This window comes from Lysinibacillus sphaericus (genome assembly GCF_006864135.1).
Taxonomy (GTDB): Bacteria; Bacillota; Bacilli; order Bacillales_A; family Planococcaceae; genus Lysinibacillus.
Map to the genome: position 1 here is coordinate 114,299 of NZ_SADV01000009.1, position 26,124 is coordinate 140,422.

A 26,124-nucleotide genomic window follows, 5' to 3' on the forward strand; every position below is an offset into this window, starting at 1 on the left:
AATAGAAAAAGCCCTGTAGGAGATTTTTCTCCCACAGGACCATTATCTAATATTTTAATTAGAATTATTTAGTAATAACAGTAGATGTTTTTACAGTGTTACCACCAGCATCTTTAAGGTCAACGTTTTTGAATTTGATAGCTGTTAGGGCTTTATCTACTACTACTGATGCATTATATGCATGTGATACAGTAATAACTTTTTTATCTGCGCTAACTGTTGCAACTGTACCAGAAACTGGTTTTCCATCAACAGTTAAGTCTAAGATATCTCCAACAACTAAAGTTTCTACAGCGTCAGAGAACGTTAATACCAATTCTCCATTAGTTGCTTGCGTTGCTGCTACATATCCACCTGTTGTTTTACCAGTTTTAGCTGTTACTACAGTAGTATCAGCTGTTGTAGTTGCTGTAACTACTTTATCAGCAGTAGGTAATGCTTCAATCGCTGTTTTAACATCACCTTGTGTTGCTGTATCTTTAATTGTAACTGTAACTTCTTTATTAGTTGCATTATATGCAGCTGAAGCTTCACCTGCAGTTGGTGTACCGACTACAAGGTTAACTGTAATACCATCACCGTTACCACCTGCAGCATCAGTTGCAGTAAATTTAACACCTGAAAGCTCAACACTACCTTTAGTACCTGGAGTACCTGCTTCTGGTTTACCTTCTTTTGCTTCAGTAGTGATTTTAGCTGAGTTTAATACAGTTGCTGATACTGATGCGTTGATAGTATAAGTTGCTTTTGCTTTACCATCTTTTGCAGTTACTTCTACTGTCCAAGTAGCACCATTATTAGCAGTTGTTGCTTTCGCTACTTTTGCACCAGAGTTTGTAGTAGTTACTACTACATCTTCTGCTTTAATAGCAGCTAAATCTGTACCAACTGGGAATACTACATTATAAGTATTACCTGATCCAGTTGCTGCAACATTTTTCACTTTAATAGATGATACTGAAGTATCTTCTTCTCCAACTGCAATTGTATCAGCTGGTTTATCTCCACCATTATTAATAGCAAGAACATAGAATGTTACAGTATTATCTTTTACTTCGTAAGTTGCTTTTACACTGCCAGTTGCATCTTTAAGAAGTTGTACAAATTGCGCTTCAGAAAGTGGTGCACCATTTACATTTTTATAAACATATGTTTTACCTGTTTCACCAGCATATTTTATAGCAGCTTTATCGCCATCTTTATCATTAAATACGACAGTTTTCTTATCAGTATTGAATGATTTGATATTGCCAGTAAATAAGTTAGTTACTTCAGATGTAGAAGTGAATGTTGCTGTTGCTTCTTTAGAAGTGAATGCAAATTCTTTTACAATTCCATTTTCTGTTTTCTTAGCAACGCCTGTAGCTATAACTTTTACAGAAGTAGATTTTTCATCTTTAGAAGTAACAGCAATTTTCCCATCTGGAGCAATTAAAGTATGAACACGATTAGGTTGGATGTCAACACCATTCACTGTTACATCTTCAGCACCAGTGTTATAGATAGTATAAGATACATCTTTAATTTCATAACCTGAAGTAGCTACTTCTTTACCACTTTGGTTTGTAAGTTGTACTTCAAATGTAGCTTTATCTTTGCCACTGAATTTTGAAGTTTCTTTTGAACCGTTTTTAGAAACTAGTTTAGAACCTTCAAGATACTCAGCTTGGAAGTAAGAAATAGGAGCAATTGCGAATGGTTCGCCTTTATTTAAGTTTGCTCCATTTTGATTGCTAATGCCAATCCAAGCAATAGGTGTAGCATAAGTGTTTACTTTATCATCTGGAGTTGCAATGACAAAGCTTGCTTCACCTTTTGAGTTAGTTTTAACAGTGATTTTGTCACCATCAAAAGCAACTTGTTCATCATCTACTACTTTAACAAATTTAGCAGAAGTTACTGTAGAAATAACACCATCAATATTTTCGTTAAATGCAACATTTACTGTTTCATTTGCAGCTAATTTGCCATCTTTATCTTTAACAACAATATTGTATTTACGTCCATTTTTAAGACCAGTTGCAGCTACTTCTCCACCATCGCGTTTTACTTCGATATTGTATGAAGCTTGAACAGCACCAAATGTTACTTTAGCAGCAGATGCTTGTAGTGTATCTGGAGTATATTTTTGGTTAAATCCAGTTGTTACAACTGTACCGTTTGTGTTTGTAGTATTAATTGGAGTAGCTTCGAACACTACTGGAGTCACTACAGCGTTTGAACCTGAAACTGTGAATGTAGCTTCACCTTTTGAATCAGTTTTAATTTGAGCTGCTTTAGTATTAATATCACTTGTTTGTACTACTGCAGTACCGTTAATAGTTACGTTTTGTAATTTATCAACAGTTACATCAATGTTTTCTTTAACAGAAACGTTTAATGTTTTACCTGATACCGGTTTACCAGTTTCTGGATCTTTATAAGTTACTTTGTAAGTTTTGTTAGCACCGTTGTTGATAGTAGCGCCTTCAGTTACTTCAGTAATAGTTAATGTTTGATCAACAGCCCAGAATACATAGCCAGTTGAGAATTTAGAACGGTCACCGTTTGCATATACAGTTACTGTATCGTTTGTTGCAGCATAACGAGTGTAAGAGTAAGTAGCGATACCTTCATCGTTAGTTAAAGCTTCAACTGTTACAGGAGCTTTTACTCCGTTAGCAGAACCTGGGATGAAGAATGTTACTGGAATACCAGCTTTAGAAGCACCTTCAGCTACAGTAACTTGTGCTTTAAGAGTTACTTGTTGACCAAGTTTACCTTGAGTTGATTTTTCAACTAAATCAACTTTAGTTGGGATTACAGCGTTAACGCCTTTGAATTTACCGATTTCTTCGCCGCCAAGAGATACAGTGTACTCTTTGTCAGCTGTTTGAGGTGCAGTAGTTAAAACAACAACTTTTTTGTTAGTTAATTTTACAGCTGCGTTTTTAACTTCTAGATCTTTGATTTCGAAGTTAAGAGCTTGTACGTTGTCAACTTCTTGATCAAATGTTACTTCAACAGTTGTGTTGTTGATAGCTTTTACAGCTGCTTTTGCATGAGATGGTACTTCAAGTTTCATTGTACGATCTAAGAAAGAAGCGAATTGAGCACGAGTAATTGTGTCATTTGGTTTGAATGCTTTACCTGGTAGTGTAGCTGCTTTTGTTAACTCAGCATACTCTAAAGCAGTGATTGCTTCACGTTGTTCAGTATTAAGACCGCCTAAGTCAGAGATTTCGCTCGTGAATTTAGCATCTTTGTACTCTTTAACTAGATCTACGCCTTGGATTTCTTTGATAGCACGAACTAAAACGATTGCCATTTGTTGACGTGCCATATTTTGTGAGTAGTTTAAGTTGCCGTTTGCACCATTAAATGCGCCTGCATCTTTAACAAGTGCAGCATATTGCACTAATTCTTTATCAGCAGTTGTTACTGGTAGATCGTTGAAACGTTGTTTTGTATTCCAGTCAGCTGGAATTTCATTACCTTCAGTTTCTAACCAGCGACCTAATAATTTAACCACTTGACCACGAGAAACATATTGGTCTGGTTTGAATGTGCCATCTGGATATCCTTTGATGATACCAGCGTCTACAAGAGAGCTGATTGCATCTTTGTGAGAGTTACTATTTGGTACATCTGTGAAACTTGCTGCAGAAGCCACTGGTACGATAGCTGATGCTACTAATGTAGCTGTAGCAGCTGTTGCTACGAATTTTTTGTATTTCTTTGGTTGGTTAGCCATAGAAAAATTTCCTCCTCTAAGTTCATAAAATATGTCTCTACTACAAATACATAGAAATGCAGTAAATAAACAACTACACATAAAAGTATAGTTGCATACCTAAAAGTTGTCAATCATATTTTGGGAAAGTTTCTAATTCATTTCCGGAAAAACATGGGCATACAACTCTCTTTTACCATTGTCATCTATTTAAGCTGATTTTTCAAGTGTTATTACACATCTTTTCCAACAATAATTTGGTACACAACCCTTATGCATTCAATGTTTTTACATTAATGAACAATTATAGGCCAACAACCCATTTTTATTACTATTAAAATTGGTAATTCTTTTTGCTTCTATGGAAAATGTAAGGGCGTAAAATAAGAAGACGTTTCGGTGAATGTTCTGTGGGATTTTTGGATAATGCATCTATGTTTTAAGTGCAGAATTATATTTCTAGACACGAAAAAAGCTCAAGCATATAAATGCTTGAGCTTTTTTCGCTTGGGCTACCAACCGTTGTTTCCTTGCAGGGAATTCTATTTATTTCATAGAGGAAATTCCTATACAAATACAGTCTAACACTTTCAATTTAAAACGACAATACCAATTTTTAAAATTATTGACGTTTCTTCCTTGCCACTTCCAATAAAAATAATGGAAGTGCAATTTGACGCTTGATACGCTTAGGTTCTTTCATTAATCGATAAAACCATTCAAGGCCAAATTTTTGGAAAATCTCTGGTGCACGTTTAACTGTACCCGCCAGCACATCGAATGATCCACCTACGCCTTGATAAATAGTTGGATGTAATTGATCGCGATTTGCATTAATCCAGTTTTCTTGCTTTGGACTGCCCATCGCTACAAAAAGTAGATCAGGCTGCGCTTCGTTAATGCGGTCAAGTACTTTCTGTTCGTTCTTTTCATAGCCGTCCTGTGTGCCGACTATTTTAATAGAAGGAAATAATGATTCTAGTTTTGCTTTGGCCGCATCTGCAACACCCGGTTTTCCTCCATAAAGGAAAATAGGCTTGCCACGTTTTGCCGCTTCCTCGCAAAGCTTCATCATCATATCGACGCCTGTAACACGTTCACGAATTTGCCCTTTTTGAATTTTGGAAGCAAGAATAACACCAATGCCATCTGGAATTTGAAATTCCGCTTCGTTAAGTAGCTTCTTTAGAGCAGGGTCTTCTTTTGCCTTGATAATCTTTTCTGGATTGATGGCAACAACGAGCGCCTTTTGTTTTGTTTCAATACGCTCGAATGCCATCTCCATTAATTCATCGTAGCCTTCCGTATTGACATTGATGCCAAGTACTGTTTCTTTCATCGGTTTTTCGCATCTCCTAAAAGGTGGAACTGGAAGCCTGCTTCTTCCCATTTATCGCGTTTTAAGCAGTTTTTCGTATCAAAGACGATTTTTGATTTCGCTGTAATTTCTGCAACGTCTAATGCTTTGAATTCATTATGATCCGTTAGAACAACAATGATATCTGCATCTTTTGTCGCTTCTTCTAAGCTTTGTGTTTGTGTAGCATGTTTGTTTTCTTTAATGTGTGGATCGTATGAAATAACTTCTAATCCAAGATTTTGTAACTCGTCAATAACGATTGTAGATGGACTTTCACGCATGTCATCTACGTTACCTTTGAAGGCTAGTCCAAGAACAGCTACTTTGCCACTAGCAATTTTGTTTTGATTTAAGATTGCTTGTGTTTTTTGTGCTGTAAAGCTTGGCATACTATCATTTGTATTACGAGATAAATGAATAATTTGTGCTGTCTCGCCACCTAGCTCAACTAGGAACCAAGGGTCAACCGCGATACAGTGACCACCTACACCAGGACCTGGGAAGTGAACATTTACACGTGGGTGATAGTTCGCAAATTTAATCGCTTCCCAAATGTTTACGTCTAACTTCTCTGCTAATTTTGCAAGCTCATTGGCAAAAGCAATGTTTACATCACGATAAGTATTTTCCATTACTTTTACTAACTCAGCTGTAGTGGCATCTGTAAGGTGGATTGTACCATTTACAAATGTTTGATAAAGCTCTTTTGTCATTTGTGCAGACTTGTCATCAATCCCACCAACGATACGGTCGTTGTTCACTAATTCTTCAAAAATACGACCAGGAATTACACGCTCTGGTGAATGCGATACAAATAAATCTACACCAAATTCAAGATTTGCTTTGATTAACTCTGGTAGCATAATGTGCTCTACAGTTTTCGGTGGTACTGTCGATTCAAGAATGACAAGGTCACCTTTTTTCAAGAGTGGCACGATCGAAGCCGTAGCTTGACGCACATATTCTAAATTCGCTGTATTATCAGGATTAATTGGCGACGGAACAGCAACGATGAATACGTCCGATTCCTGTGGTGTCGTTGACGCAGTTAAGAAACCTTCATCTACTGCTTTGTTCAGGCGCTCCTGCAATCCATTTTCTTCAATATGAAGTTTTTTCTCTTGAATACTTTTTACTGCTGCCGGGTTTACGTCCACCCCATGTACTTTTATGCCGTGGTTGGCAAACATTACAGCCGTTGGTAAACCGATGTAGCCAAGTCCAACGACACAAATTGATTTAGTCATTCTCTATTCTTCCTTCCGTTTCAAAAACGAGTAGTTATGTTATATGTTCTATAAATGCGTGATGCATTTTGTTCTGCATTATAGTATACATCTTTCCACTGAAAGTGTGAATCAATTTGTTACTTTGTAGCTGTTTTCTGTGTCCGATTAGCAAAAGCTTTGTCGGTTTGTGGCGGTATTTCGGGTTTTAGCGGCGTTCTTCTTTGGTTAGCGGCGCAACTCACTCTTTTAGCGGCGAATTCCTATATAAGTCGGACAAATGGTACTTCCTAATTCGATCAGGCCCGATACTTGATAAATTTAATTTTTGTAAAAGCCGTTTTGCTATATACTGACTCTCAATATTCAAGAACTCACGACATTCACTGTTCGATATTGTATCTCCTACTAGCATGTGATAATCCAGTAGTGCTCGTATATGTGCGGTTTTACTTTGAAATTTACAACTTGGACAATACCAAGTCATGCGCAATTTCTCCATCCCAAACTCCCCACAGTTTTCACAATAAACACCACGCCGCAAAGCAGAGGCATCAATTTGATAGTATTGGCAAAGCGGAAATGGTGCCCTGTTCCGCAAATGTGACAAAATAATGGTTTTAATTTCTGTCATTGTTGTCGTCTCTTTACTTTTCTCTAAATGTTGATGCAGAAATATCGGTAGCTCTTTTGCCATTAAAATCGGCAATCGTCCATCCTCTCGATGAATATTTACATTATTAAATGGGAAGACAACAGCCCCATAAATGGGTATAGAAATATGTTGGGTGTCTAAGAAATGTTTCATACCTTGAATATATTGTTCAAGTTGAATTTCAGGATGCGTAAAAACATGAACCTCCCCAGATTCCGATGTACGAATGAGCTGGCGTGGGTCACTTTTAAAATGTACAGTTCCTCGAATATTTTTAATTTCTAATAGAATAATAGCGTTGGGGACAATGAGTAAAATATCAATTTGCATGGGAAAAACAGAGGGAAGTATTACATTGTGAAAAATGTAGCAATCATTGAGCAGTGCTATTTGCTGTAGTTCCTTCATAACATATTGCTCACCAAAATCGCCTGCTTCTTTATTTTTAAGTTCCTGCTGAAAATTTTTATATTGTGGGTGCGTGGGCTGTAACCGAGTCACAAGGGCTTGAAGTCCTTTTGTCAATGGAGATGGTGCAAAGGGTTTTACTAGCAATCAATTCTCTCCTTTTCTATTTGAATTTTAATAGGTTTATCAGCTAGTTTAGGATTCTTTCAGCGATTATAGCATGTCTATCAGCGGTTTTCACTTTTTATCAGCGATTGTTGTACTCTTATCAGCGATGCTCTCTTCTTTATCAGCGATTGTTTCACTCTTATCAGCGATGTTCATCTTTTTATCAGCGATTGTTTCACTCTTATCAGCGATGCTCACCTTTTTATCAGCGATTGTTTCACTCTTATCAGTGATGTTCACCTTTTTATCAGCGATTGTTTCACTCTTATCAGCGATGTTCCCTTCTTTATCAGCGATTATTTCACTCTTATCAGCGATGTTCAGCTTTTAATCAGCGATCCTCTCTTCTTTATCGATTGCTTCACTTTCATCAGCGATTGTCCCACTTTTATCAACAGCTTTCACTTCTCTTTCAGCGATTGCACCTCTTTTATCAGCGACTTACTTTCATTTTCTAACTCCCACTAAAAAAAGGAATCTCCTTTAGTATCGGGGATTCCTTGTTGTTCCGCTTTCGAGTAGTTTTAGAATCGATTGTGCTTGTTGCATGTGTATTGCTAGTACATATTGGCTTGCTTGCATTAGGATTTGTGCTTTTACCATGTTCATCATTTCTTTTGCGATATCGGCATCGCGAATGCGGGATTCGGCATCTTGTAGGTTTTCTGCTGTGTTTACGTTTGCATTATAGGCGTGCTCTAGGCGATTTTGGTAGGCGCCTAGTCTTGAGCGCTCGCTTGATACACGTTTTAAAGCCTCGTCCATTGTGGAAATTGCTTTGTTGGCGTCGTTTCGAGTTGCGATGGATGTCTTATCGTCCAAGCCAAGTGCTCCAGCCCCCATATTGCCAATAAACAGCTCGATACTTTGGCCTGCGTTGGCACCTGCCTGAATTTTAATACCGTTTGTAGCATAATCCCCATTTAGTAATGTCTTTGTGTTAAACTCAGTGTCTTTCGAGATGCGTTGAATTTCTTTTTTCAATTCTTGAAATTCCTTATCGAGGTTCTCCCGATCACTATCTGTTAAAGTATCATTGCTCACCTGGACTGCGAGCTCACGCATGCGTTGGATCATATCATGTACTTCATTTAGTGCACCCTCAGCTGTTTGAACAAGTGAAATACCATTCTGGATATTTTTCGCTGCCATGTTCAAGCCGCGTATTTGCGCACGCATTTTTTCGGAAATCGCAAGTCCCGCTGGATCATCCGCAGCACTATTGATGCGGTAGCCTGAAGAAATTCGAAGCATTGCCTTGTTCATTGCACCGTAATGACTATTCATATTATTTAAAATTGACAACCCCGTTGCTGACCATTTTCCAAGCATCATTTCACCACCCCCATTGTTGTTTATATCGGTCTATGTTAGATTCCTTTAAGTTTATTTTGGTAATGTATTCTAATTTAGTAGGTTCTATACATCAATAACTTTTAGTTCATTTCCACATTTTAGACTTTAGACCCATCGATATATAAAAGCACCCGCTTTTCACATATGAAAAGTAGGTGCTTAATTGCAATACCGTGTATTCAATTTTCGAAACCTCCGAGTTGATGGTTCTTTTGTTGTAGAAGTTCAAAAAAGAGATCTTTATTATGATCTAATAATGCCTGGTCTATTAAATTATCAATGTTTTGCTGCTCCAATTCTGCAATGAGCTGATCTACTTCGCCAACAGTCACTGAAGATACAAGTGGTAACTGAGGCTTTGGAGTAGCGCTTTCAAGAATCGGTGCTAGATGCTCATGAACATTTGTAATTAATAATAATTGATATAATGGCAGTCGGATAAAACGATTCCCTTTCTGGAAAACAAATACCTCGGATATATTTTCAATTTGTTGTGTATTCAAGTTGATAATCATCTCTTTACCTTCGATAGGAATGAAATGGAAAATCTCATTCTCTTTTAAAATAGAGAAATATTGATAAGCAAACACTAGACGTAGTTTATCTCCAGTGATTTTTGTGTAAAATGGCTTCATATATTGAACTTGCATCATCCTTATCCCTCCCTATTTATCTGATTATTCAGATTTTAACACAAATAAATTATCTTGTTAACTATCTTCTCCTCGATTTTTTTATTTCAAATCATTCAGCTTATCATGTACGCATTTTAATCGTATAATGGAAGGACAGTCTTTTTTTCTTATATTTACACATGCCCACTAGCTATACATTTTGAAAGGAGTGAGGTTATGGCATTGTCTATTGCCCAATTAGCTAAGGAACACCAAGAATTTATCCTTACCAAATTACAGGAAGCTGAACAGGCGTTACATCCTTCCTCTACTGAAGACGAAGAGCTAGTGCGTCGTGCTGTTTTTTCAGTGCGAAATAAATCAGTTGTCTTTGAACGTTTTAATGGAGCAAGTTCTACATTATATGCAAGCGTACAGGATGTCAGACCTGCTACTGTAGAAATTGATTTTGCTAAAGAGGAGCTGCACTGTAACTGTCCTCAGCTGAAATGGTGTAGACATCAGGTTGGCTCATTGCTTGCTCTTTATCAGTATTTTGATTCGGTGCAAAATTGGTCAAGTGCATGGCGCGCTCAAAAATCAGTGCAATTAAAATCATTAGCAGATGAACGAAGTCCAGAAAGCTGGAGATTGATGGTCGATGAAGTCATGAAACGCTTATTGCCACCTGGGCGAATTCTAGAAGGATATGGCCTTTCAGCTATACGAACAGATGCATTGGAGCGACTTCAACGGCATATGCCTTTCGAGCGTGAGTGGCAGCCACTTTATAAGCTTTTTATGGAGCTATCGATCTTTAATACAATATGGCGTCATTTAAATGAAACAAAAGGACATTCTTTGGATTCTCCTTATATGAAATATTATATTGATCAAAGTGTCCAATCATTCGAAAGTACATTGACGGAGCTAACGGGACGATCACGACTTTTTGCCACTGATCCATTTTATGATGCGATTCAGGAGTTAGTTCGAGAACTTTTATTGGAACGACAAGGATTATTTGCTGATCGACTACAAATATATATGCTACTTTGGGCAATGCTTTTTTATGAAAAGCCTCGTCGTGAACAGGAATTAGCACTTATAAATAACCTTGAGAATCCTTCACCTGAGATTTCCTTGCAGTCATTAAAACTGCTATTTTATGTGCTGCTACAAAAAGAAAGTTTATTACAGGAAAGCATTGCACATATTGATGGACAACATATGCAGGACCTATTTGAGCTGGCTACTTTTGCAAAACGTGCTGGCGAATCACATGCACAGTCCATTATTTTACGTGCAATGCTACCATTTACCGAAGTCTTTTTACAGCAAACAGTACCAGTTGTAAAACGTGCTCAATATGTAAGGCAATTTCAGCTTTTATACGAGGACATACAGCTTACGGAAGAACAGGAAGTTACATTATATAGTGCATTTGGTGTTTATGGGCTTCAACCGTTTTCGTTCCTTCTTATTAAAAAAGGACGTTATCGTGAATGGGCAGCCCTCCATCAGTTAAATCTCTCCTCCCTTTCTTATTTAGAAATGTGTGGATTAAAAGATGTACTTCAGGTTGCGCCTGCAACAGTATTGCCCTTATATCATCTATATGCCATGGCTGAAATTACACAAAAATCACGTATGAACTATAAGCAGGCTGTACGAATCTGGAAAAGTATGCGCAGTGCAGCAAAGCGTGCTGGTAAAACTGCTTATTTCGAGACATATATGCAAACAATTCGTGCAGAGTATAAACGACTTCGTGCATTACAAGAAGAAATTGAGAAAGGAAACTTAGTATGATGACTATAAATGCTCCTTCCCCGTTTTCAAAAAAGCAACAGCTTCGTATTCATGCAGCACAGGAAGGATATTTTACGTTACAGGGATATACTGCTGATGGTGCAGCAATGGAAGCAGACTCACTCATTTCTTCATTATTTTTTAACTATGAAGCGAATGTCTATGGTTTATTAACCAATCGCTCAGAACGTACGATTGAAGTTTCAACCTCTGAGCTCCTTGATATTTTTTCACGGCGCTATCTGCATCCTTTTATTGACTGGCAAGGTACGAACACAGAAAGTCAGGTTTGGCTAGAAAAAGTGTCTGCTTTACAAACGTATTGGCAGGAGCCCTCGCTCTGGTCACACGCAGTAATTGCAGATGATTTTTCCACGCTAACATTCCCTATAGAAGGTGAAGATACAGCTTTATTAGAAACGGCAGTGCAGCAAAAACTAGCTCAAGTAGGTCTTATACTGTCTGATTTACCAAAACTAATGCCATTTTTCTTGCGTGGTGGTTGGCCACTAGAGCAAGAACGACAGGCAGGTGCAGTTACTGTCTCCCTACGCTTAGGTGAGCCTGAGGAAGATTCAGATGTTTGGCTTTTAGAAACAGTACTAAGTACGCCTACAGCCAAAAACTACTGGACGCCAGCTATGCGAAAGCAGTCACTACCAATTGCTGATGCTCTACCGGCAAAATGGCAAATGTATGCTGATGCTATTGAACAACAACAAAGACAAATTGTAGATCTTCTTTCTATTGAAGATTTACGTAGCGATATTTTCATCCGCATTATGCTTGACGATTTACAAGTTCGAACATTTTTACGTGAAGATTTAGCAAGATTACAAGCACTCGGCTTTGACGTTGTACTACCGGCTTGGCTAAAAGATTTAAAACAGTCAAAAATGCGTGTTCGCGTAAGTACTGGCAATGTAGCGACAAAAAAGGTTGCTGGACTAGATGATATTTTAACGTTTAAATGGCAGTTTTCTATGAATGGCCAGTCCATTTCACCTGAGCAATTTAAAAAGCTTGTAGATGAGAAACGCGAATTCATTCGTATTGGTACAGAATGGTTCCGAGTCGATGCGAACTGGATGCAAGAAATGCGTGCATTGATGCAGCAAGCAGAAGATGAAAGCTGGACCGTTCGCGAATTACTATTCCGTGAACTACCAGAGGATTTATCCTTACCTCTTGAAGAAGAAGATGCCGATGATGCAATGCGAGATGACCCGATTTTTGCATTTGAATTGCAAAAATCGCTGAAATCCTATATGGAGCAGCTTCAGGAGAAAAAAGGACTCCCTACTGTACAGGTTCCTACATCTTTGCAGGCAGAATTACGTCCTTATCAGCATGAGGGCTTTGAATGGCTTGTCTTTATGCGAGAACAAAGCTTTGGTGCATGCCTAGCTGATGATATGGGTCTTGGTAAAACAGTTCAGCTTATTTCATATTTACTTCATCTTTATGATACAACTGAGGATTCAAAACCATCCATCATTATTTGCCCTACGTCTGTACTAGGCAACTGGCAAAAGGAACTTGCTCGTTTTGCTCCTTCCTTGAGTGTGCATACGCATTATCAGGCGAATCGAGCAAAGGAAGACGCTTTTAAACAGCTAGTAGGAAGAGAAAAACCACATGTGATTTTATCTACCTATGGCACGGTATCACAGGATGCAGAGTTTTTACAGGAAGTAGAATGGGCAACCGTTGTGCTAGACGAGGCTCAAAATATTAAAAATATGCAAACGCTACAATCAAGGGCTATTCGTAAATTACAAGGGACGCATCATATTGCTTTAACGGGTACGCCAGTAGAAAACCGTTTGTCGGAGCTATGGGCAATTTTTGACTTTATCCATAAGGGCTATTTAGGTAGCTTCGGTCGCTTTAATGAAGAATTTATTTTACCGATAGAACGAGATGAGTCTGAGTCACATAAACAGAAGTTACGTGCAAAAATTCAAGCATTTTTACTTCGTCGTACAAAGCGTGACCCACACTTACAGCTTAACTTACCAGATAAACAAGAGTCTCATGAATACTGCCCATTAACAACTGAGCAAGCATCTCTATACGAAGGATATATATTAGAGACGCTCGATCAGCTGGAGCAATTAACAGGCTTTCAAAAGAAGGGACGCGTCTTAAAGATGCTCAGTAAGTTAAAGCAATTATGTAATCATCCTGCCTTGTATTTAAAAGAACCTTTCGAGGATGCCGAATCAATGCTTACTCGTTCTACGAAATTAGAACGTATCGTGCAAATGGCTACAGAAATCGTGGACAACGGCGAGCAGTGCCTCATTTTCACACAATATATTGGAATGGGGCAATTACTACAGCATTGTTTTAGTGAACTATATAATATTGATGCACCTTTCTTAACAGGTGCAATGCCTAAGCAGCAGCGTGACCGCTTAGTTGAGACTTTCCAGGCAGGAGATTTTCCTATATTTATCCTTTCCTTAAAAGCGGGTGGAACAGGGCTCAATTTAACAGCAGCAAATCATGTATTACACGCAGATCGTTGGTGGAATCCTGCCGTTGAAAATCAAGCGACAGACCGTGCATATCGAATTGGCCAAACACAATTTGTACAAGTGCATAAGTTTGTTACAATTGGTACTATCGAAGAGAAAATTGATAAAATGCTAGCCCAAAAATCTGCACTATCAGAAGAACTAATTCAATCAAGCCAGTGGTTAACTGAATTAGAAGATGACGAACTTCGTGATTTAATGAAACTCGATTTTTAAAGATGCGAGATGCGCCAAGAGCACAACGTTCTTGGCGCTCTTTTATTTCAGTGGATCTTACTGTTACTTCTTCCCCTACTTACTTCATATATATATTTAGTTGTGTTTAATATGCTCATTGCTGTGCGGTCTTCAGCAATGAACTTCGTTATGAAATGTAGACATCATCCTTTCTAAATCGATTACGGCGCAAGAATAGAAGGAGAATGGCGGATCAGACAACTTGTCCCTTGCCCCGTATGTAACAATTAGAGCTGCTATATTGCTGGCAATTGTACTTCTGCCTCAGGTAGCACAAAATCCTTTAAGCCTTCCTGCTCTTCTGGTGGCTTTGGAGGCACAATTGCCCCTTCGCTATCCCTTTGCTTAAGCCGATAAAATCGGACATCTTCTACGACTACTTCTGTTATAAAAACCTTTGTGCTTTCTTCATTTAAAAATGATCTTGATTGAATTCGACCATTCACTCCAATTAATGAGCCTTTTCCGCAATATTTGACGATATGCTCTGCAAGCCTTCCCCATACTGTACAGAGAATAAAGTCAGCATCCACTTCCCCACGACTGTTTTTGTAATTGCGATTAATGGCTAGAGTAAAATGTGCTTGCACGCGATTTCCAGATAAGTGTCGTAACACTGGATCCTTTGTTAACCTTCCGACCAGTCCGACTTGATTCATTGATTCACCTCCTTTGCTTTTGATTGCTCTCATCTTACAAAAATTAATCCAACGTTGGCAAAAGTCGATTTTTATCATTTCCCTTAATTTTTAATCATAAATTGGATATATTGAGCATTTTACTTTTCATGTATTGAAAGATTTTTTGGGCAGAATGCTTTTCGCTGTAATAGCAAATGCTAATTGTTGAAATATGCAATTTCGCTGTTTTTGCAGATTGTGCGAAAACACAGCATTAATCCTATCATCAATGATGCATCGGCATAATTGATGCTGACACTTTGCTTTCGCTACAGAATACATTTGCCGTTGTCGCGCAGATATACAATGCGTCTGGAATCGGTGAAAGCGCAAGGCTAACTTAGCGGCAGCAACATGAGGTCCGACACGATGTCGGCCATTACGGTAATGCCACGTGAGCACCTCTATTTCAGCGGATGTTGAAAAGTGACTTAATACCGCTTCACCTCCCCCCTTTACCTGTCGCTACCAAAACACTTGCGGAATGAAGTAAAACAGAGCTAATTGAATATGTTATACTAAAAAGGATGACCGACTTAGGAGGATTTTACATAATGAAAACATTTAAGATGCTTTCCTTTGACCTTGTCACAAAAGACGGCATGCAACCTTTCCCTTTAGTCGATGGTATTATTATTAACCAGGAGAATAGCCATCAATCTTGGATTCTCGAACTGTTTATGGACCGTCAATATCGTTCAATTTTTGATGAACTTTTAGCAAATGCTACTGTCTTTAATGTACGTGCGGTTATTTCATTTCCAGATAATGAGCCTGCCCCTTTCCAGGTTGTCGTACATACAGTTCAAGAAATCGGCGAGCACATCTCTGTCCTTTTAAAAGGGACACTAAAGACAAAACGCTCGAAATATGCTGAGCAATTACTAGCCGAATTACTAGTTGAGGGAGTTACGTTAGATAAGCTATTGGACCGTTTCTCACACGGTATGAAAGAACGACCAAAACTCAAAAATGATTGATCTCGATTTAACGATGCAAAAATTTGCATCGTTATTTTTTTATTGGACAGGTAGACTTTTAAGATAAAATATACAAATATCGTGTTTTCCAATTACCTGAAAACGCTCTTCCTAAGAATATTAGTAGTTCTTCGCGAGTGTTCACTTCTCTCCCGCGAGTATTGCTCTCCCACATTAAATGAAAAAAAGAGTGTTTTCCATTGGATGGAAACACTCTTTTTTATATTATCGCGTTACTTTTTCTTCGACGACCTTTTCTTTAACAACACCGTTTGCATTTGGTACATTGTTATAGCCATTTGTACTATTTAAATCAGCATTTGTACCTGGTGTTGTTGTACCTGGTACTGTTGTTGTACCTGGTGTTGTTGTACCCGGAGTTGTAGTTCTTGGACCAGTAGTGCCTGGTGTTGTAGCTTCAGGTAGAACAGTGTTACGGTTAACACCATTAACGTCACGATTGTAAACGTCATTTCTTTCTTCTACTTTCTCAACACCTCGGCGAACGTCGTGTTTAACATTCTCCGCTGGTCTTGTTTCAACAGCTCTGTTTCCCCAGTTACAACCTCCAAGGAATAAAGCAGCAAGAATAATTGCCAAAAATGACATTCTCCACATAGAAAAATCCTCCTTTCTCGATGCTATGTCAACAAATACAATGTGTGTATTTGTGATCCTACATAGATTGCCCGGGAAAGGAGGGAACTATCCGATTTTTTTACAAACTATTTTTGTTTTTCTTTTAACAGTTGTTCAACGTATGCTGCTTCTGCTTTACAGTTGTAGCTATAATTTGTACCTAGCTCTTTTTGCATGGCCTCGATTGTTTCAATTTGCTTAGCTGTTGGTTCTTCATTTAAAATTTTTGCAATTACTTCATCAATTTTTTGCGCCATCTCTTCATGGAATTCAGTACTCATCAAAACATCTGCTGGGATTTTTTCGATCCATGCGGCATTATCTTGAAAATAAGTTTGCCAGCTAGCAATAAAGTCTTCCATAGAAAAACGCTCTTCTTTCCAATCAATACTTGCTAAGTATGATTCAAAAGATGTTGAAATCGAACGCGTAATGCTAATTTTAACACCTGAAGACAATTCCTTATACATCTATATAATCCTCCTACGTTTTAAAAACAAAACTAAAATTACATGTATTTCAATTTACAATCACATATACGCCATTGCATTTTTATAAAACATTTAAATAATCGTGATATCTTTAACTGCATTCACATCACTAAAAGTACGGAATGTCATAAACTATTAAAAAGATTAACAGTAAAGACATTACTCGACATAATTATTTTATATCTTTTAGCCTATAATTGCAAATTAAGCCTGTTTTGGCTGTTCAGGCCCAATAGCAAATAAAATATCCGCTTCACATACTAGTTCTCCATCGACTGTGGCCACACCGTGACCTTTGCCCATTGCTCCACGTAGTTTCACGAACTCTACTTCTAATCGAAGTTGATCTCCCGGTACTACTTGGCGCTTGAAACGACAATTATCAATACCCGTCAAGAAAGCTAGACGACCTTTGAATTCATCTGCATTTAATAATGCTACACCACCAACTTGTGCTAGCGCCTCTACAATTAAAACCCCAGGCATTACTGGATAGCCAGGGAAATGCCCATTAAAAAAGTCTTCGTTCATAGAGACATTTTTTAAACCAACTGCACGCTTGCCTTCTTCTAATTCAACGATACGATCAACGAATAAAAAAGGATAACGATGCGGTAAAATTGCTTGAATTTGTTCTGCTGTTAACATTTTCTTTTCCCCCTTAATATCAATTTCGCCTTGGCGTAATGCGTTGAATAGAATCCGTGACATCCGCCGGAGGCTACATCTTTATTCATTAGGTGTTTGACACCTAATGAATGAAAATATTTTATGTAAACACAAAGCATGGTAAAGAATAATTTTATTCTTTACCATTCATAATATCAAATATATGCTGCCATGTTTCTGGTTTAAAAACGTCCATGGCTTTACCTTGTCCAATTACACTATAGCCAAACATTGCACCTACAACTGCAGCAATAACAACTAAGATGATAATAAGTACAACGCGAAGCCAAATCGGAATCAGCCGTATTTGCACCCAGCGAACCTCTCGTTGCTCTCCATTTGAGCGGTGTTCCTTCTCTTCTGGTGGCGTATCGGTTTCTTTTGTTTGCATAGAACCTCGACTTGAATCGTTTGTCATAGATTGTACTCCTCTTCATTACTTACTAAACAGTAATAACGGATTTACTATCGAATACCATTAATGAGCCCAAGCATTTGGTCGGCTAAAGTTACAGCTCTTGCATTAAATTGATAAGAACGCTGCGTCTGAATTAAATCCGTCATTTCTTTTGAAAGATTTACATTCGACATTTCTAGCGAACCGCTCTGCATGCCAATTTGCTGACGATTTGCTCCTCGTAATTCAGTGACAACTTCAGCTTGTGTATATCCAAGCTGAGCTAGGTTATTCGGCAATCCAACATAGGCGCCAGAAATTTTCTCCATTAGCTGTGGCTTTTGGAACTCTGTCACTGCTACATCAGTACGAATAACATCTCCATTAGGATATGATGCTTCTAATACGCCTCCATCACGGATCGCGAAACTTTTTACATTATCCGGTAATGTAATAGCTTGTCCTGTTGAGTTTGCCAATGGATATCCATCTGCAGTTACAACCATTACTGTTCCATTATTTAATGGTGATAAATAAAAGTCACCTTGACGAGTATACACTGTTTTTGCGCCATTTTCACCATCTGGCATTAAAATATTGAAATATTGCTTTGGTTTTGTAAAGGCTAAATCAAGGTCACGATTTGTTGTTTGGAGAGAGCCTTGCTTTTGATTTGATTGAATTTGTCCAAGCATTGCACCTGATCCATAACGGATGCCAACAGGTGATTGTCGGTCAGCTCGGTCTTGCTTGTCATTATTATATTGCTGATAAAGCAATTCATTAAATGTAGCTTCTTGGGATTTATAGCCGAGTGTGCTGCTATTGGCAATGTTATTACTAATAGTATCTAGTTTATTTTGTAATTGCCCCATTGTGTTTGTTGCAGTCATCATTGTACGTAACATGTTCAAACGCCTCCAGTTTGCCTATTATACTTTCCCGATTTCATTTGCAGCCTTTTCCATACTGCGATCGTAAGCCTGTAACACTTTTTGGTTAGCTTCGAAAGCGCGATATGCTGTCATTAAATCAGTCATTGTACGACTAGAGTCTACGTTTGAGCCCTCTAGATAATTTTGACGCAGTGTAAAGGCTACGCCATTGGCACCGTAAGCTGTCGGTAAGTTCCCACCATCTTCTGTTCGAATTAAACCATTATCCTGCTTACGTAGCATGTTCGGATTCGCTGAAAATGATACTCCAACACGAGCTACTTGCTGATTATTAACATAAATTGCCCCGTTCTCATCTAGACGAAAATCATCATTCGGCAGCTGGATGCGTTGACCTCTGTCTGATAGCACATACAGTCCCTGTGGATTTACTAAATAGCCTTGGCCATCTAATGTAAAATTCCCGTTGCGTGTATATGCTTCGCCCCCATTTGGATGTGCTAAACGGAAGAAAATAGATCCAGAAGTGCCATCTTCATTTTGCGGTAAGTTTCCATCGATCAAAGCCATATCTGTCGTGAAATCAGTGCTATAGATTTGGCCTTGTATGTAATTTGGTAATGTTTCTTGCATATAAATCCCTGTATTTAATGCGCCAACTTGGCTCATATATTGAGAGCCTGCTTGCTGGTTAGCAGGTGCATTCGTTTTTCCTACACTCGACATGAGCATGTCAGGAAATGAGCGGATTGTTGATTGGTCTGCTTTAAATCCAGGTGTATTTGCATTTGATAAATTGTTGGTAAGTAATTCTGTTCGTCTTTGTTGTGCAATCATACCAGTTGCAACTGTATAAAACCCTTTAAACAAAGGAATCACCTCATTAAATTTTTATAAGGATGCGGGCACTCGATCAATGTTTTCAAGCATAATGCCTGTACCAATTGCTACACAATCCATAGGTTGATCTGCAATGAACACAGGTACTTTTAGCTCTTCGATTAATAGCTGGTCCATACCATGTAATAATGCACCACCGCCAGTAATAATAACCCCACGATCAATTATATCTGCTGATAGCTCTGGTGGTGTTTTTTCTAATACATTTTTTGCAGATTGAACAATCATAGCAACCGATTCATGTAATGCACGTTCAATCTCCTCTGAGTGAATCGTTATTGTACGCGGTAGACCTGTCACCATATCTCGACCACGAATGTCCATTGAATCATTTCGGCTACCTTTAAAGACTGTACCAATTGTAATTTTTATGGCTTCTGCAGTACGTTCACCTATTAGCAATTTATATTCTTTTTTAATATATTGTAAAATATCATTATCAAAAATATCTCCTGCCACTTTAATGGACTCACTCGTTACAATATCACCCATTGATAGGACTGCAATATCAGTTGTCCCGCCGCCAATATCAACTACCATATTGCCGCTAGGTTGGAATATATCCATACCTGCTCCAATAGCTGCAACTTTTGGTTCTTCTTCTAAGTATACTTTTTTTCCACCAGATTTTTCTGCAGCTTCACGAATCGCTTTTTGTTCAACACTAGTAATGTTTGTTGGACAGCAAATTAAAATACGTGGCTTAGCTAAAAATCCTTTGACGTTTAATTTGTTGATGAAATGTTTTAGCATCGCTTCTGTAACATCAAAATCTGCAATGACACCATCTCGTAGTGGACGAATTGCAGTAATATTCCCCGGTGTACGCCCTACCATTTGGCGAGCCTCTTCTCCTACCGCTAACACTTTATTTGTTTTTTTATCAATCGCCACAACTGATGGTTCATTTAAGACGATTCCTTTGCCTTTAACGTGAATTAATACGTTCGCAGTTCCTAAGTCAATGCCTATATCTTTCGAAAACATTTTATAATTTCTCCTTCCCGCCATTTCCAACTACATAACGTTCGTTTTTATCTGTTTATCTAGAATATTTTATCATACTCAACTGGTAATTACACCTAATTTTAGTTAACTGACCTGCATTCTTTCAATTATATGAACACTTCTTGAAAAGAAGAAATCGTTTCAGCACTTTTTTGACTCATCGCCTATCATGCGGTTGTTTTCCGTTCCGAATGAGCGCTTTGTGTTGCTGCCGCTTCGTTATACTGCGCTTTCGCACAGTTAAAACATTTGTTGCTGCCGCTTCGTTACACTGCGCTTTCGCACAGTTAAAACATTTGTTGCTGACGCCTCGCTTTCGCGAAGAGCAATGCTTCTTGGGGCGTCGGGGCAACAGGCGTTTTTTGTGCGAAAGCGTAGCGGCAGCAGGATGTTGGTCACGAAGCCGTTATCCTAGGACGTAATGCTTTTAGTCTTTTTACCCCTACACGCTTCGCTCTAGGGTCTCATCTATGACACTGTGATCTAAAAGGAATCGCCCATTATCCACTACAACCAACTAATATACACAATGTTTATCCCAATTTCGTACTCAGTCGATTTTATGTAAGGAAGCTTGTCCTTTGCATCAAAAAAAGAACGAATCAATCTTGACTCGTTCTTTCCTTCCACTTGTTTTTCGTTGCCTCTCCTCCACGAATATGACGTACGGCCTTATGGTAGGCGAGTATTTCCTTTACTTGCTCAGCTAATCCTTCATGAATTGTTGGCAGTCGCTCTGTTAAATCTTTGTGCACCGTACTTTTTGAATAACCTGTCATTTTCGCGAGGACACGCACAGTTTCACGCGTCTCAATCAATAATTCACCGAGGCGTATGCAGCGCTTCCGAATGTGCTCGTGCACGTTCTTCGTCCTTTCCACACAATTTCACAAATGGCATCAGATGCACGTCTGCGCATTTCTTCACCTTATGTGAGGACAAAGCTATTCAGAACACGTTTTACATTTTCACGATAAAATTCCGATTTTTTATGCATTTTTTAGTATTTATTTCTTTCAATGTAAAATTATTATTTACTATAGTTAAAATCTACGAATTTTCCTATCATCAATTATGCTAACGCTGAAAAGTGACTTAAACTAGCAGAAGTCTCCCACCTATAAAGGTGAGAGACTTCAATTAAAAGGCTAGTAATTTTTTCGGATTCATATATTTTCCGTTTTCTAGTACTTCAAAATGCAAGTTAACGCCAGCTGCTTGGTTCCACTCATTGTCAGTCGCTTTTCCAAGTAATTGACCTTGTGTTACCTCATCGCCTTCCTTGACAGCAATGTCTTTTACAGAGCTATAATGTGTTTCCTTACCATCTGCATGCTCAATAACAATTTTATTGCCTGTAAATGCGTCAAGTTTAACTTGTTTTACCTTACCACTTAGAGCTGCAAGTACTTCAAATTCTTCACCATTCATAGAAAGAGTAATACCGGAAGATGTCGTAAATGTTTGATTAAATACCATTAGTGCTTTTTCACGCGACTCTGCATTAGCTTCTACTTCATAAAACTCTTGTGAAACTTGCATCTTACTAAGATTCGCTTCCTTGAATGGGTACTTCATTGTTTCTGTTTTTGCATTTGTTTCAACTACAGGACCTGAATCTACCTCAGCTACGTTTGGTGACGGAGCTTCTTCTACTTTGGATACAAGACTATTGTAACCAAGTAGCAAACCTGCTAGCATTAGAGCACCACCAGCGTAAACTGCTGGCCAAAACCATGGTTTCTTCTGTAATTGAACTTTTTCATCTTGATTTTGAGAAGTTTTACTATTTTTATCCTCTCTCATTTTCATCACCTCTAGTGGCAGTGTGAACAACTAGAAGTTATTTTAAACATGCATCTATCTTTTTTATTTCAATATCTTGATAATAATAGTGTAAAATTTCGTCAGCAGTTTTCCCATCGCTAGCCATAGCCTCTGCTCCATATTGACTCATTCCTACCCCATGCCCGTATCCTTTCGTACTTACTTGCACTTTTCCAGCGGCAGAATTATAGGCAATTTTAAAATCCGTTGATGGTATTTCTAAAAGTGTTCGCACTTCTCGTCCTGACCACACATTCTTACCTAACTGCATGCGCTCAACACGTCCTGAATCATTTACAAATAACTGTACACGGTTGAAGTCACTTACCTGCCATTTCACAGGCCACAGTGCATTCCATTCAGCTAATGTCCATTCTTTCATCGCTGAAAACTTTGGGGATGATAAATCCGAATTACTAGTAACACTTTGTAAATAAGGGACATCATTGCCACTAAAATCGTAGGCACTTTCTGTTTTTCCATTGCTCGTAGAATGAAACATTGCCGTAATTAATTCATTATTATATTGAAGAACTTGTCCTTTCGTTTCATTAATAGCCTCGACAATTTTCTTTTCATTCCCCGGGAAATTGCTAGTCCAATTCTCTTTTCTTTGCTCCTTATTGTAAAAAACTTGTCTAGCAACAGTAGGAGCGATAGCTATTTTACCGTAATTTGTCGATTTCAACGCGTAAGTCCGTGCTGCAATAGCTTGTGCCTTTAAAGCTTCTTTTTTAAATGAAACAGGCATTTCGGCAGCTACCACACCAGTTACGTAAGTTTCTAAAGGGATTTTCTCCTGTTGTCCCTCCACTTCTATGAATATTTCACAAGCTTGCTCTGTTGTTGCAGGCGAATCCTTAACCTTAAGTCTCTCACCAAATGCCACAGGAAGCATATATAATGCTCCAATCAAACAAATTATGCCTATACTCATTATCCATTTTTTCATAAGGAATAATATGCTAAAACTCTTCAAAATATGTGACCGTTGGTGAAGGGAACTTCAATATAGGATGGTAAACGGACTGAGGGCTGTATATGTAAAGGATGCTGAAAAGAAGCGTATTTCCGTCATATAAGAGGCTGTTAATTCCTATTTATTAGAGTTTTTAAAACGTATGCCATGCTATTAGTTGATTGGAGTGGAGGCTGGGCGACTCCTTGGGGATCAGCGATAGAGGAACGAATGCTAAAAGCATCACATCCTGTGATAACGCCTTCGTGACCAACATCGTGTTGGCCCGATACCCTGCAGCGCAGCGCGAAGCGGCAGCGGCAAAGCGCCCAGCTGGAACGGAAATCAACCTCACGTTATGAAGATAACCAATTATAAAACTCTCCCTAGCATGGATTAAACTAATAAGAAAAAACCCTCTGCTCGTAAGCAAAGGGTTTATAAATTTATTTACTTTGTTGGTAATTCAACAGTTGTTTTCTCTTTAATGATAACTTCCTCAACTGGTACACGTTCAATTTGTGCGCCAAGTGCAGCCAGCTTGCCATGGAAGTCGACATAACCGCGATCTAAATGATGAAGCTTTGTCACTCTAGTCACACCTTCAGATACAAGACCTGCTAAAATTAATGCAGCCGCAGCTCGTAAATCAGTCGCCATTACTTCAGCACCCTGAAGATTTACAGGCCCTTCGATAAACACAGAACGTCCTTCTATTTTAGCACCGGCATTCATGCGACGGAACTCCTCAACATGCATAAAACGATTTTCAAATACCGTTTCCGTAATAATACTCGTACCTTCAGCAGTTAACATTAAGGCCATCATTTGAGATTGCATATCTGTCGGAAAGCCTGGATGTGGCATAGTTTTAATATCAACAGCTTTTAATGTTTTAGGAGCACGTACACGTATTCCTTCATCAAGCTCAGTTATTTCTACACCCATTTCACGCATCTTTGCAATTAATGCTGTCATATGTTCGGGAACAGCATTTTCAATCGTTACATCCCCTTTTGTAATTGCTGCTGCAACCATAAATGTGCCAGCTTCAATACGGTCAGGAATAATATGATGTTCTGTTCCATATAATGTATCGACTCCTTCGATACGAATCGTATTCGTACCTGCACCGATGACACGCCCCCCCATACTATTAATGAAGTTTGCAAGATCAACAATTTCAGGTTCTTTTGCAGCATTTTCAATTACAGTTGTTCCTTGCGCTAAGGCTGCAGCTGTCATAATATTTTCAGTTGCCCCAACGCTAGGGAAGTCCAAATACACATTTGCGCCTTTTAAACGTCCTTCCGCCTTCGCCTCTACATATCCATGACCAAAAGAAATTTTTGCTCCCATAGCTTCAAAGCCCTTTAAATGTAACTCAATTGGACGTGACCCGATTGCACAGCCCCCTGGTAAAGCAACACGAGCATAGCCATTTCGAGCAAGTAAGGAACCCATCACTAAAATTGATGCACGCATTTTACTGACAAATTCAAATTGGGCTTCACTAGAAAGTTCTTTTGTTGTATCTATATATACTGTATTATCCTCAGGTATATATGTAACTGCCGCATTTAGACTTTTAAGTACTTCATTTATAGTAAAGACATCTGCTAAGTTAGGGACTTCTTTAATTACATTTTCTCCTTTAGAAGCAAGTAAAGCCGCTGCTAGGATTGGTAACACCGCATTTTTTGCGCCCTCTACGCGCACTTTTCCCTGTAGCTTTTGGCCGCCAGTCACTATTATTTTTTCCACCCTATGTCCCTCCGAATTCAATCTATTAATCTATCAAAACTTTATTTTAAAAAGAAGTATAATGTCATAATCAGTAAACAAACAACTCTATAGTACAACTTTTCTTACGCTCGTTCAAGCTTCCAAATCACTATTTTACGTCATTTATTGATATTTTGCTATTTATTTATTGTACGCATGATTTTTTTTTTTGTGAATGACCAATAACACGGAAGAAAGGCGTTAATTTCTAATATCTACCCAAGTATTTGTGAACAAAAACCAAATCTAATGGATTTATATCAATTATTTCGAAGAATAATTGCGTCCGAATTCATCTCATCACCTTAAGAGATGGGAGACTTCTGTACCTGTCGCTACGACTGTTTTCGGTACAAAAAACATCTGTAGCTGGTGTTTCACTTTCGCTAAGAAAACACTTGTTGGAAAAAATTAACTAATTTTTACATATTTCAAAGGACCACATAAATTATATTATAAAGCCCTGTGAAACATGTAAATTTAATTACTAACGTATAGATAGTAATAAGGGGCTATTAAAATAAATATGGCAGCTTCCCTGACCAATTTGAAATTTGCAGAAAGAAATTCGAAACGACTGAACCTATCGCAATACTCAATAAAATATAAATTAATTGGATTTGAAAAACATTATTCTTCTTAAAGATTTTTTCTAGCATAAACGCTTGTAGCGCATAAAAAGTTATAGCGATAAAAAATATATGCGATAAAATCCCTATTAAAGCTTCCTGTCCTATTGCCTCATAAATTTCCATGTTGGTTCCTCCAAATTAATTCCTCTAGCGTTACTCTCAAACGATAGC

At 38.3% G+C, this 26,124-nt stretch carries 23 protein-coding genes; 4 read left to right on the forward strand and 19 right to left on the reverse strand.

Going from position 1 to position 26,124, the window contains the following annotated elements; all coding sequences use genetic code 11:
* Positions 1-64: 64 nt before the first annotated feature.
* The 4 genes from C7Y47_RS12960 to C7Y47_RS12975 form a co-directional block, all read right to left on the reverse strand.
* Positions 65-3,733: an S-layer homology domain-containing protein gene (locus C7Y47_RS12960; RefSeq protein WP_185903485.1), complete on the reverse strand. Its 3,669-nt coding sequence runs from the start codon at positions 3,731-3,733 to the stop codon at positions 65-67.
* A 601-nt stretch (positions 3,734-4,334) separates the two neighbouring features.
* Positions 4,335-5,051 carry a WecB/TagA/CpsF family glycosyltransferase gene (locus tag C7Y47_RS12965; RefSeq protein ID WP_142509165.1) on the reverse strand — a complete coding sequence of 239 codons (717 nt, stop codon included), beginning with the start codon at positions 5,049-5,051 and terminating at the stop codon, positions 4,335-4,337.
* Positions 5,048-6,319: a nucleotide sugar dehydrogenase gene (locus tag C7Y47_RS12970; RefSeq protein WP_142509166.1), complete on the reverse strand. Its 1,272-nt coding sequence runs from the start codon at positions 6,317-6,319 to the stop codon at positions 5,048-5,050. The genes C7Y47_RS12965 and C7Y47_RS12970 overlap by 4 nt, the downstream gene beginning before the upstream one ends.
* A 220-nt stretch (positions 6,320-6,539) precedes the next feature.
* Entirely contained in the window at positions 6,540-7,508 is a 969-nt protein-coding gene (locus C7Y47_RS12975; RefSeq protein WP_221887672.1) for a nuclease-related domain-containing protein, read from the reverse strand.
* A gap of 73 nt (positions 7,509-7,581) precedes the next feature.
* On the opposite strand from C7Y47_RS12975, the gene C7Y47_RS12980 reads away from it, so the two are divergent.
* The gene (locus C7Y47_RS12980) at positions 7,582-7,860 is read left to right on the forward strand and encodes a hypothetical protein (protein WP_142509168.1); all 279 of its coding nucleotides are present in this window, start codon (positions 7,582-7,584) and stop codon (positions 7,858-7,860) included.
* A gap of 152 nt (positions 7,861-8,012) precedes the next feature.
* Here the strand turns inward: C7Y47_RS12980 and C7Y47_RS12985 are convergent, their stop codons facing one another.
* Both C7Y47_RS12985 and C7Y47_RS12990 read right to left on the reverse strand, forming a co-directional pair.
* Positions 8,013-8,861: a flagellin gene (locus tag C7Y47_RS12985; protein WP_142509230.1), complete on the reverse strand. Its 849-nt coding sequence runs from the start codon at positions 8,859-8,861 to the stop codon at positions 8,013-8,015.
* Between the two features lie 203 nt (positions 8,862-9,064).
* Complete coding sequence (locus C7Y47_RS12990) at positions 9,065-9,538, reverse strand: transcriptional regulator (protein WP_142509169.1); 474 nt, start codon at positions 9,536-9,538, stop codon at positions 9,065-9,067.
* A gap of 198 nt (positions 9,539-9,736) precedes the next feature.
* On the opposite strand from C7Y47_RS12990, the gene C7Y47_RS12995 reads away from it, so the two are divergent.
* Positions 9,737-11,311, forward strand: a complete 1,575-nt coding sequence (locus C7Y47_RS12995) for a hypothetical protein (RefSeq protein WP_142509170.1) — start codon at positions 9,737-9,739, stop codon at positions 11,309-11,311.
* Positions 11,308-14,070: a DEAD/DEAH box helicase gene (locus C7Y47_RS13000; RefSeq protein ID WP_142509171.1), complete on the forward strand. Its 2,763-nt coding sequence runs from the start codon at positions 11,308-11,310 to the stop codon at positions 14,068-14,070. The genes C7Y47_RS12995 and C7Y47_RS13000 overlap by 4 nt, the downstream gene beginning before the upstream one ends.
* Before the next feature lie 257 nt (positions 14,071-14,327).
* Here C7Y47_RS13000 and C7Y47_RS13005 read toward each other — a convergent pair whose 3' ends face one another.
* The gene (locus C7Y47_RS13005) at positions 14,328-14,750 is read right to left on the reverse strand and encodes a single-stranded DNA-binding protein (protein WP_142509172.1); all 423 of its coding nucleotides are present in this window, start codon (positions 14,748-14,750) and stop codon (positions 14,328-14,330) included.
* Positions 14,751-15,325: 575 nt separating this feature from the next.
* On the opposite strand from C7Y47_RS13005, the gene C7Y47_RS13010 reads away from it, so the two are divergent.
* Positions 15,326-15,751 carry a YwpF family protein gene (locus C7Y47_RS13010; RefSeq protein WP_142509173.1) on the forward strand — a complete coding sequence of 142 codons (426 nt, stop codon included), beginning with the start codon at positions 15,326-15,328 and terminating at the stop codon, positions 15,749-15,751.
* Positions 15,752-15,976: 225 nt separating this feature from the next.
* Here C7Y47_RS13010 and C7Y47_RS24940 read toward each other — a convergent pair whose 3' ends face one another.
* The 12 genes from C7Y47_RS24940 to C7Y47_RS13070 all read right to left on the reverse strand — a co-directional run bounded on the left by C7Y47_RS24940 (position 15,977) and on the right by C7Y47_RS13070 (position 26,076).
* Positions 15,977-16,369, reverse strand: coding sequence for a hypothetical protein (locus tag C7Y47_RS24940; protein WP_185903486.1), 393 nt, complete (start codon positions 16,367-16,369; stop codon positions 15,977-15,979).
* Between the two features lie 107 nt (positions 16,370-16,476).
* A complete protein-coding gene (locus C7Y47_RS13020; RefSeq protein WP_142509174.1) occupies positions 16,477-16,860 on the reverse strand; it encodes a hypothetical protein in 384 nt (127 codons plus the stop codon).
* 225 nt (positions 16,861-17,085) lie between these two features.
* The gene (gene fabZ, locus C7Y47_RS13025; RefSeq protein ID WP_132360390.1) at positions 17,086-17,529 is read right to left on the reverse strand and encodes a 3-hydroxyacyl-ACP dehydratase FabZ; all 444 of its coding nucleotides are present in this window, start codon (positions 17,527-17,529) and stop codon (positions 17,086-17,088) included.
* Between the two features lie 154 nt (positions 17,530-17,683).
* Positions 17,684-17,968 carry a DNA-directed RNA polymerase subunit beta gene (locus C7Y47_RS13030; RefSeq protein ID WP_132360388.1) on the reverse strand — a complete coding sequence of 95 codons (285 nt, stop codon included), beginning with the start codon at positions 17,966-17,968 and terminating at the stop codon, positions 17,684-17,686.
* 47 nt (positions 17,969-18,015) lie between these two features.
* Positions 18,016-18,855: a flagellar hook-basal body protein gene (locus tag C7Y47_RS13035; RefSeq protein ID WP_142509175.1), complete on the reverse strand. Its 840-nt coding sequence runs from the start codon at positions 18,853-18,855 to the stop codon at positions 18,016-18,018.
* Between the two features lie 24 nt (positions 18,856-18,879).
* A complete protein-coding gene (locus tag C7Y47_RS13040) occupies positions 18,880-19,713 on the reverse strand; it encodes a flagellar hook-basal body protein (protein ID WP_142509176.1) in 834 nt (277 codons plus the stop codon).
* A 21-nt stretch (positions 19,714-19,734) separates the two neighbouring features.
* Positions 19,735-20,730, reverse strand: a complete 996-nt coding sequence (locus C7Y47_RS13045) for a rod shape-determining protein (protein WP_132360382.1) — start codon at positions 20,728-20,730, stop codon at positions 19,735-19,737.
* Positions 20,731-21,353: 623 nt separating this feature from the next.
* A complete protein-coding gene (locus C7Y47_RS13050; protein WP_049668034.1) occupies positions 21,354-21,614 on the reverse strand; it encodes a sporulation transcriptional regulator SpoIIID in 261 nt (86 codons plus the stop codon).
* A 277-nt stretch (positions 21,615-21,891) separates the two neighbouring features.
* Complete coding sequence (locus C7Y47_RS13055; protein WP_142509177.1) at positions 21,892-22,557, reverse strand: M23 family metallopeptidase; 666 nt, start codon at positions 22,555-22,557, stop codon at positions 21,892-21,894.
* Between the two features lie 37 nt (positions 22,558-22,594).
* Positions 22,595-23,476 (reverse strand): stage II sporulation protein D, encoded by an 882-nt coding sequence (gene spoIID, locus C7Y47_RS13060; protein WP_255505166.1) that lies wholly within the window; start codon positions 23,474-23,476, stop codon positions 22,595-22,597.
* Positions 23,477-23,986: 510 nt separating this feature from the next.
* Positions 23,987-25,300, reverse strand: a complete 1,314-nt coding sequence (murA, locus tag C7Y47_RS13065) for a UDP-N-acetylglucosamine 1-carboxyvinyltransferase (RefSeq protein ID WP_142509179.1) — start codon at positions 25,298-25,300, stop codon at positions 23,987-23,989.
* A gap of 536 nt (positions 25,301-25,836) precedes the next feature.
* Positions 25,837-26,076 carry a DUF1146 family protein gene (locus C7Y47_RS13070; protein WP_142509180.1) on the reverse strand — a complete coding sequence of 80 codons (240 nt, stop codon included), beginning with the start codon at positions 26,074-26,076 and terminating at the stop codon, positions 25,837-25,839.
* Positions 26,077-26,124: the final 48 nt, after the last annotated feature.